The 7,840-nt window shown below is 61.2% G+C and carries 9 protein-coding genes and 1 pseudogene; 8 read left to right on the forward strand and 2 right to left on the reverse strand.

The features are described 5' to 3' along the window. The 3 genes from L810_RS49880 to L810_RS37310 all read left to right on the forward strand — a co-directional run. The coding region (locus L810_RS49880; protein ID WP_155836458.1) for a YadA-like family protein at positions 1-117 on the forward strand (117 nt) is incomplete at its 5' end. Between the two features lie 4 nt (positions 118-121). Then, positions 122-1,015 carry an EAL domain-containing protein gene (locus L810_RS37305; RefSeq protein ID WP_081712953.1) on the forward strand — a complete coding sequence of 298 codons (894 nt, stop codon included), beginning with the start codon at positions 122-124 and terminating at the stop codon, positions 1,013-1,015. 139 nt (positions 1,016-1,154) lie between these two features. Beyond that, positions 1,155-1,457: a hypothetical protein gene (locus tag L810_RS37310; RefSeq protein WP_124626889.1), complete on the forward strand. Its 303-nt coding sequence runs from the start codon at positions 1,155-1,157 to the stop codon at positions 1,455-1,457. On the opposite strand, the gene L810_RS37315 is transcribed toward L810_RS37310, so the two are convergent. Continuing rightward, on the reverse strand, positions 1,436-2,119 hold the full coding sequence (locus tag L810_RS37315) for a GntR family transcriptional regulator (RefSeq protein ID WP_021163330.1): 684 nt from the start codon (positions 2,117-2,119) through the stop codon (positions 1,436-1,438). The genes L810_RS37310 and L810_RS37315 overlap by 22 nt on opposite strands. A 541-nt stretch (positions 2,120-2,660) precedes the next feature. Here L810_RS37315 and L810_RS37320 point away from each other — a divergent pair. From L810_RS37320 to groL, 3 genes are all read left to right on the forward strand, one after another. After that, positions 2,661-3,431 carry a response regulator transcription factor gene (locus L810_RS37320; RefSeq protein ID WP_042977834.1) on the forward strand — a complete coding sequence of 257 codons (771 nt, stop codon included), beginning with the start codon at positions 2,661-2,663 and terminating at the stop codon, positions 3,429-3,431. A gap of 661 nt (positions 3,432-4,092) precedes the next feature. Next, entirely contained in the window at positions 4,093-4,386 is a 294-nt protein-coding gene (gene groES / locus L810_RS37325; protein ID WP_011351136.1) for a co-chaperone GroES, read from the forward strand. A gap of 46 nt (positions 4,387-4,432) precedes the next feature. Continuing rightward, a complete protein-coding gene (gene groL / locus L810_RS37330) occupies positions 4,433-6,073 on the forward strand; it encodes a chaperonin GroEL (RefSeq protein WP_021163332.1) in 1,641 nt (546 codons plus the stop codon). A 187-nt stretch (positions 6,074-6,260) separates the two neighbouring features. On the opposite strand, the gene L810_RS37335 is transcribed toward groL, so the two are convergent. Then, a complete protein-coding gene (locus tag L810_RS37335; RefSeq protein ID WP_027788204.1) occupies positions 6,261-7,127 on the reverse strand; it encodes a hydroxymethylpyrimidine/phosphomethylpyrimidine kinase in 867 nt (288 codons plus the stop codon). A gap of 254 nt (positions 7,128-7,381) precedes the next feature. Between L810_RS37335 and L810_RS37340 the strand changes: the two genes are divergently transcribed. Together L810_RS37340 and L810_RS46415 are read left to right on the forward strand one after the other, a co-directional pair. Continuing rightward, positions 7,382-7,552, forward strand: a complete 171-nt coding sequence (locus L810_RS37340; protein ID WP_004186709.1) for a rubredoxin — start codon at positions 7,382-7,384, stop codon at positions 7,550-7,552. A gap of 103 nt (positions 7,553-7,655) precedes the next feature. Next, positions 7,656-7,840 (forward strand): annotated as a pseudogene (locus L810_RS46415) (hypothetical protein); the annotation flags it as partial.

Below are 7,840 nucleotides of genomic sequence, written 5' to 3' on the forward strand. Positions count from 1 at the left end.
GCGATGGCGGTCAACATGCAGGCGCGCATCACGGACAACCTGAAGGCGTCGATCAACGGCGGCTTCAGCGGCGGTCAGAAGGTGATCGGCGCCGGCATGCTGTATCAGTGGAAATAATTGCATGTTCGCGCACGGCCGACTGAAAGCCCGCAGCGGGAACAAGGCGTATCGGCGGGCACCGGAATTTCGAGTGCGTGCATTGGAGATCGCTGTGGATGGTGCGGCCGTGCGTTGCAATACCGATGATCTTGTCGAAGACGCGGAGCGTGGATTGGCGCGGAAGGAGTTCTTTTTCGTTTACCAGCCAAAGCTCCGCCTTCAGACCGGATTGCTGTCCGGATTCGAGTCGTTGATACGCTGGCAGCATCCGGAGCGCGGCGTGTTGATGCCGGCGGCGTTCATTGACCTCGTCGAAAATTCGCATCTGACATGCCGATTCACTGATTATGTGGTCGAGGAGTCCGCGCGTGTACTCGCCGGTTGGGCTGCGCTCGGCTACGACGATTTGTCTCTGTCCGTCAATTTGCCCGCTCATGAAGTCATGCGGCCGGGAATGGCAAGAAGACTGGCACTCGTTCTGGATTCCTACGCCGTCCGTGCCGCGAATTTTCAGATTGAACTGACGGAGTCCATCGATCCTGGCCCGATAGAGGCACTTGCCGCGGCCGTGGTATCGATTCGAGATCTTGGGGCGAGCGTTGCAATCGATGATTTCGGTTCAGGGTGCTGGTCGTTGACCAAATTGCATGGCCTGGCTGTCGATACACTCAAGCTGGATCGATCCTTCATGCGCGACGTTCATGAAAGTGCCGAATCGAGAGCGATGGTCGAAGCGCTCGTCGGGCTTGGGAGCCGCTTGAAGAAGAACGTCGTTGTGGAGGGTGTCGAAACCAGGGCTCAGTTCGAGTGGCTGAGAGAAATGACGCAGATTGATTGCCAGGGATACTACATCTCCGAACCCGTTCGAGAGGAGCACGTTGATCGATTGATCGAACGATGCGGAATTCCGGGGTGAAGCGAGGGCGTTGTTGTTCCGGGAGAATGGGGATGGCCGGAATGCAGCGATTCCTTCTCGTTATATGTCGGGAGGGGGCGACTCGTTGTTTCCGTGGCGTGCTTCTCAAGTCGCGACCGAGCGTCAGCGGAGCTGGCGCATGTGGACCGCCAAGATCCACTTGACCGCGGCCTGGCAGGGGCGTGACGAGTGTGGCACTCCGTGGCGGGTGGACATGGGCGGGCTGTTCACGCGCTGCCTTCAGGGGATGATGCCGTTGCGTCAAAACCGGCATGCTTACGAGCGAGCGTGCGCATTATTTGCCGGGCATAGGCACAGGCTCGATTCATCGAAGGCGCGGGATCGAACGTGCCATGTGACGCATGAAAAGACGGGCCGCAACCTTGAGTCGATATCGCGAGTCGAAACCGAAAAGTACGATCAGGCCGATACGCGCGAGTGATGCGGTTCAAAGTCGCGAGTAAAGCAGTCTCGCGTGAATGCGTCGATATAGTCCATCATCAAATCGGATGAACGTCCGGCTTCCTGCTCGTCACCGGCAGCGACTGCGCGCGCGACTCTCGTGTGCTGCAGGCTCGCCGACGGCAAATCATCCAGCTGCTTGTGATACATGAAGTAAAAGCGTCGCGACAGGGCGTGTAATGGCGCGATGGCCTCGGCGGCGAACCGATTCCGTGAAAACTGCGCGATGAGTTGATTGAGCGCATAGACGCATCTCAAGTAGGCGACGACGTCTCGGGACTCGCCTGCCGCGTCGAGTTTTTTGGCGATTTCGCGGATCTGTTCGCGCTCCTCCGGCAATGACCGCCGTGCAGCGCGTTGCGCGATGAGGCGTTGGAGTTCACGACGCGTTTCGAGTACGAGCAACTGATCGTGAATGTTCGGGACGGTGATCATGATGCCGTGTCGCGGAACGATCTGAAGGAGATGCGACGCAGCCAGTCGTTGCGCGGCCTCGCGAACCGGCGTTCTCCCGGTATTCAGCTTTTCTGCGAGAGAGGCCTCGGACCAGACGCTGCCGGGTGCAAGCTCTAGCGTGACGATGAGTTCCTCGAGTTTCTCGTGGGCTTGTTCGGCCAGGGTACTGCCAGTCAGTCCGTTCATTTGCCTAAGTGTTTGCCTGAAGAATATCACTAACATATTAGTCAGGTCCCCCCTTGTTTTCAACTCGAGACTTAAAAAGGGCAAGGTCAAGGAACGGGTTTACCCCCCTTTGATCTCTGGCAGGTGTCTCGATATCCTACTGATATGTTAGTAACATTTGAGTGGCATGGTAAGCGGATGCGCCATTTCAAGCCAGGGGGGCGATGAGTTTGCCCGACGCGTCGATCGCTATCGAGGCCGGCATGAAATGCCAATCCATGTGCCGGCTTGCCTGACAGGTTCGCGACGGTCTGCCAATCCGCATCGTCGACGCCGCTCTTTGGTGTTGGGCACGGAACAGCGGGTACTTGGAGAAGTTGATGACGGGCAAGGTTGCAAGGTCGTGTATCGGTGGATTTTGAGGTTGATGTTGGGGTGAGGCGAGGTTGGTTTCAATCGGTCGGCATTATCAAAAACAAGACATAAGTTCAGACCTGTGTATTCAGGCGATCGATTTGGAGTGCGATGAAAATCATTCGGATCGACGAAGGCTGGGGGTGTTATGAGTATCTTGTTAGTGGAAGGGGATCACGATCAGGCGTCGGCCCTTGAAAGGGCGCTGCGTGGGTCGGGTCAGGAAATTTTCCGGGTGTGCGATAGCACACGGGCTGTTCAGTTTCTGAAAAGGGAGAGGGTCGAACTCATCGTGCTCGATTGGCGAATTCCAGATGCCAACGGCCTGAATTTGCTGCACTGGATTCGGGCCAACGTCGGAGATGAACCGGTCGTTTTGTTCCTTGCTGCGAGAACGCTTGAAGCAGATGTTGCCGCCGCGCTGGACGCAGGCGCCGACGAGTACATCGGCAAGCCGTTCCGCGAGATCGAGTTGGCCGCTCGAGTCAACGCGCTGTTGCGTCGAAATGGCCGCAACAGGAAACCCGACAGCAAGGTCGAGGTCGGTGCGTATGTGTTGAACCCGCTGGCGCGCACAATCGCCGTGCACGGAAAGATCATCGACTTGACGGCAAAGGAATTTGCGCTGGCAAATTTCCTGTTCACCAACATCGGGAGCGTGCTTTCCCGGGATTCCCTGTCGACGCTGGCGTGGGGGCGAGCGCTCGATGGAACATCGCGGAGCCTCGACACGCATATCTATCGACTTCGACAAAAATTGGCGCTTCGTCCGGAAAACGGGCTTCAATTGAGTGCCGTGTATACGCATGGCTACCGGCTCGACATGGTCGACGACTTCTCAACGGCGGAGGATTTTGCGGCCCCCGGCCCGGTCCCGCAGCGTGCGATTGCCGAGAGCCCTGTGTCCGCGCTGGTTTAGGCAATTCCGGGAGAGTCGTCCGTCTAATGAAATAAAGGTGATCCGGGCTGCTCCCGGCGGTTATCGCGCGGGCAGCCCGCTTCGCGCCAGCGATTTCGTGAATCCGACGCGTGACGTGTCGACCGGCAGGTCGTCCGCGTCTTGTGCGATTCCGTGCGCCAGCCATGGCGCAGCAAGATGATGAACTTTCTCTTGTCCGGAGGGGACGAATGCGGGGCGGTGCTTCCTCTCCGCAGGCGCAGTGGGGTATCCGTACCCCATATAATTTGCCTGGCTTTGCCCGGATACGCGGGATATCCCTGAGGGATCATGGCCGTCGTGGTTTTCCGGTGGGGACGGATCGGGCAAGTGGCGCGCAGCGTCTTCCCCGTTTCTCCGGCTGTCGCCCGGGTTTATGTCCAAGCTATTGTTTTTGCAGGACATATCGGGGGTGGCTCTGGTTCGTCGAAGTGCTCCCGGGTTCACGTTCGGGTGAGCAACGTTCGAGGTCGAGCGGGCTTCGCGGGCCCGAAAAAAACCGTCAATCCCCCTTCTTGAATTTGTCAAAACCCGTCCATATAATTAGCACTCGCTGCACGAGAGTGCTAACAATTCTCTGCCGGGCGATAAGCCGGGCAGATTCCCTAAGCGTTCTTCAATCTCAGTCAAGAGAGGAGTGAATATGAACCTTCGTCCTTTGCACGATCGCGTGATCGTCAAGCGCCTGGATCAGGAAACCAAGACCGCCTCGGGCATCGTGATCCCCGACGCCGCTGCTGAAAAGCCGGACCAGGGCGAAGTCCTGGCCGTCGGCCCGGGCAAGCGTGACGACAAGGGCGCCCCGATCGCGCTCGACGTGAAGGTCGGCGATCGCGTCCTGTTCGGCAAGTACGCAGGCCAGACCGTGAAGGTCGACGGCAACGAACTGCTGGTCATGCGCGAAGAAGACATCATGGCCGTGGTCAACGCCAAGTAAGCGTCCACCGACGGTACATATTCCCAAGAATTCAAGGAGTTAGAAGATGGCAGCTAAAGACGTCGTATTCGGCGATTCCGCCCGTTCGAAGATGGTCGAAGGCGTGAACATTCTCGCCAACGCAGTCAAGGTCACGCTGGGTCCGAAGGGCCGCAACGTGGTGCTCGAGCGCAGCTTCGGCGGCCCGACGGTCACCAAGGACGGTGTGTCGGTCGCGAAGGAAATCGAGCTGAAGGACAAGCTCCAGAACATGGGCGCGCAAATGGTCAAGGAAGTGGCTTCCAAGACCAGCGACAACGCAGGCGACGGCACGACGACGGCAACCGTCCTCGCGCAATCGATCGTTCGCGAAGGCATGAAGTACGTCGCATCGGGCATGAACCCGATGGACCTGAAGCGCGGCATCGACAAGGCAGTCGCAGCGGCTGTCGACGAGCTGAAGAAGATCAGCAAGCCGTGCACGACGAACAAGGAAATCGCACAGGTCGGCTCGATCTCGGCGAACAGCGACACGTCGATCGGCGATCGCATCGCTGAAGCGATGGACAAGGTCGGCAAGGAAGGCGTCATCACCGTCGAAGACGGCAAGTCGCTGGCCGACGAACTCGACGTCGTCGAAGGCATGCAGTTCGACCGCGGCTACCTGTCGCCGTACTTCATCAACAACCCGGAAAAGCAAGTCGCCGTCCTCGACAACCCGTTCGTGCTGCTGCACGACAAGAAGGTGTCGAACATCCGTGATCTGCTGCCGGTGCTCGAGCAAGTCGCGAAGGCTGGCCGTCCGCTGCTGATCATCGCTGAAGACATCGAAGGCGAAGCGCTCGCAACGCTGGTCGTGAACAACATCCGCGGCATCCTGAAGACCGTTGCGGTCAAGGCGCCTGGCTTCGGCGATCGTCGCAAGGCGATGCTGGAAGACATCGCGATCCTGACGGGCGGCCAAGTGATCGCCGAAGAAACCGGCCTGACGCTCGAGAAGGCAACGCTGGCAGAACTGGGCCAGGCGAAGCGCATCGAAGTGGGCAAGGAAAACACGACGATCATCGACGGCGCAGGCGAAGCCGTGAACATCGAAGCACGCGTGAAGCAAGTGCGCGCGCAAATCGAAGAAGCGACGTCGGACTACGACCGTGAAAAGCTGCAAGAGCGCGTGGCCAAGCTGGCCGGCGGTGTTGCAGTGATCAAGGTCGGCGCAGCGACCGAAGTCGAAATGAAGGAAAAGAAGGCACGTGTCGAAGACGCACTGCACGCAACGCGCGCAGCTGTGGAAGAAGGCATCGTGGCAGGTGGCGGCGTTGCGCTGATCCGCGCTCGCACCGCGATCGCAGGCCTGACCGGCGCGAACGCCGACCAGAACGCCGGCATCAAGATCGTGCTGCGCGCAATGGAAGAGCCGCTGCGCCAGATCGTCACGAACGGCGGCGAAGAAGCCAGCGTCGTGGTGGCGGCAGTTGCTGCAGGTACGGGCAACTACGGCTACAACGCAGCGACGGGCGAGTACGTCGACATGGTCGAAGCCGGCGTCGTCGACCCGACCAAGGTCACGCGTACCGCACTGCAGAACGCAGCTTCGGTTGCAGGCCTGCTGCTGACGACGGACGCAGCTGTTGCCGAACTGCCGAAGGAAGACGCACCGATGCCGGGCGGCATGCCGGGCGGCATGGGCGGCATGGGCATGGACATGTAATCGACTTCGGTCGATGGTGTCCGGAGCGCGCAGCGATGCGCGTTCCAGCCAAAAGAAAAGACCCGCAGCGATGCGGGTCTTTTTTTATTGGTGCCGTCGAATCGGCGGCAGGCGCGGGACGGCCGGGTGCGGCAAGGATGGCGCCGCCGGTTCGCCGCGACGGCGGGACGTGCCCGCCGTGTCAGGCTCAATGCCGGTGCGACGTCCTCGGCACCGGGTCGACCTTCACCGCCGGCGGGGTATCCGCGTCTTCATTGCTGCGCGCCCAGAAGAACCGGTCGGGCAGATACGCGCCCATGCCGGGCCGGAACGCGTCACGCACGGCCTGGTACAGGTATTCCTGCGCCTCACGAACCGCTTCGGGCGGCTCCTGGCCGTTCGCGAGCAGTGCCGCGATGGCCGCGCCCAGCGTGTCGGTGATGCCCATCAGCCGATGCGGCGAACGATCCCACATGTCCTCGCGCAGCTGGCCTTCTTCGCCGTACAGCGTGTTGACGAGCCGGTGCGAGCCGGTCTCGGACGACAGGATGTACTCGCAGCCCTGCGACAGCAGGTGCGACACGGCCGCGTCGAGATTCGGCGCCTCGGCGTCGCCGTCCGGCTGCGCGAGCGCGATCAGCGTCGCGTAGTCGGCAACCAGCAGCGTGGTTTGCGGCGCCAGAAGATCGGCGATCGATTCGCGCAGGTCGTCGGCGGCGAGCACGTGTTCGTCGTCGAGCGTGAAGTCCGGCGCGAGCACGAGCGGCACGCCGTCGTAGTCGGCGACGACCTCGGCGATCGCGCTCACGACTTCCGCACGCGTCGCCGCGCCGATCTTGAACGCGGCAACCGGCATGTCTTCGAGCAGCATGCGCGCCTGGGCGGCGACCACGTCGGGATCGAGACCGGTGACTTCGTCGCAGGCGGCCGAGTCGCGCACCGTGTAGCCCGTCAGGACGGACACGCCGTGACAGCCCATGCTCGCCAGGGTCATCAGATCGGCTTGGAGGCCGGAGCCGCCGGTGGGATCGGACAGGCCGAAGGTGAGGACGATCGGAGGGGCGTTGCTGGACATGTAAAAATGGGGCAAGAGAAAAACGGGAAAGCGACGGACATGCGGACGGCGAGGCGAAATGGGCGTTTTCGGCCCTGTGTTGCCCGGCAGGCCGCACTTTTCAGCCATTATGCGGCGGAATCCGGCCCGCACGACGGATTTTTTAGCGCAGCGCAACGTAGTCGCCTTACTCCAGCGCGATTGCTAGGCAGTCCGGCCCCGACACGGTACCATCATGGCTCCCGAATTTACCGACTTTCCCGACGCGGCTTAAGATGGAATACAAGAGCTGGATGTGCCTGATTTGTGGCTGGATTTATGACGAAGAAGCCGGGCTGCCCGAAGAGGGCATTGCCCCGGGCACGCGCTGGGAAGACGTCCCGATCAACTGGACGTGTCCTGAATGCGGCGCCCGCAAGGAAGACTTCGAGATGGTCCAGATCTGACCGGGCCCTCGGCCCACGGCACACCGCTCAGGCCTCGCATCGGCCCGGCGCTCGCGCGCCGAGGCCTGCGCGAGCGACTTGACGATGACAGGCGCGCGTGTGCATGAGGCCCGAACCGGCGAACGTTCCCCACCCTGACGCATTGCCCAACCCGCGCGGCGGGGCCGTGCGCGCGGCCGACGCGTGGCTTGCGGCGGCTGCCGACGCATTCGAGCGTCGCGACGACGCGGCCGCGCCGCTGTCCGCCGCGGCGGCCGTGCTGGCGGAAGCCGGCTGGCTGTCGGCCGC

The sequence above is a fragment of the Burkholderia sp. AU4i genome, from assembly GCF_000466765.1.
In the GTDB taxonomy this organism is placed as follows: Bacteria; Pseudomonadota; Gammaproteobacteria; order Burkholderiales; family Burkholderiaceae; genus Burkholderia; species Burkholderia cepacia.

What these genes read in the sequence shown, in the direction of transcription:
- groES (WP_011351136.1), top strand. Translation starts at nt 4,093, where the DNA reads ATGAACCTTCGTCCTTTGCACGATCGCGTGATCGTCAAGCGCCTGGAT.
- L810_RS37310 (WP_124626889.1), top strand. Translation starts at nt 1,155, where the DNA reads ATGTGGACCGCCAAGATCCACTTGACCGCGGCCTGGCAGGGGCGTGAC.
- L810_RS37340 (WP_004186709.1), top strand. Translation starts at nt 7,382, where the DNA reads ATGGAATACAAGAGCTGGATGTGCCTGATTTGTGGCTGGATTTATGAC.
- L810_RS37335 (WP_027788204.1), bottom strand. Translation starts at nt 7,127, where the DNA reads ATGTCCAGCAACGCCCCTCCGATCGTCCTCACCTTCGGCCTGTCCGAT.
- L810_RS37315 (WP_021163330.1), bottom strand. Translation starts at nt 2,119, where the DNA reads ATGAACGGACTGACTGGCAGTACCCTGGCCGAACAAGCCCACGAGAAA.
- L810_RS37320 (WP_042977834.1), top strand. Translation starts at nt 2,661, where the DNA reads ATGAGTATCTTGTTAGTGGAAGGGGATCACGATCAGGCGTCGGCCCTT.
- L810_RS37305 (WP_081712953.1), top strand. Translation starts at nt 122, where the DNA reads ATGTTCGCGCACGGCCGACTGAAAGCCCGCAGCGGGAACAAGGCGTAT.
- groL (WP_021163332.1), top strand. Translation starts at nt 4,433, where the DNA reads ATGGCAGCTAAAGACGTCGTATTCGGCGATTCCGCCCGTTCGAAGATG.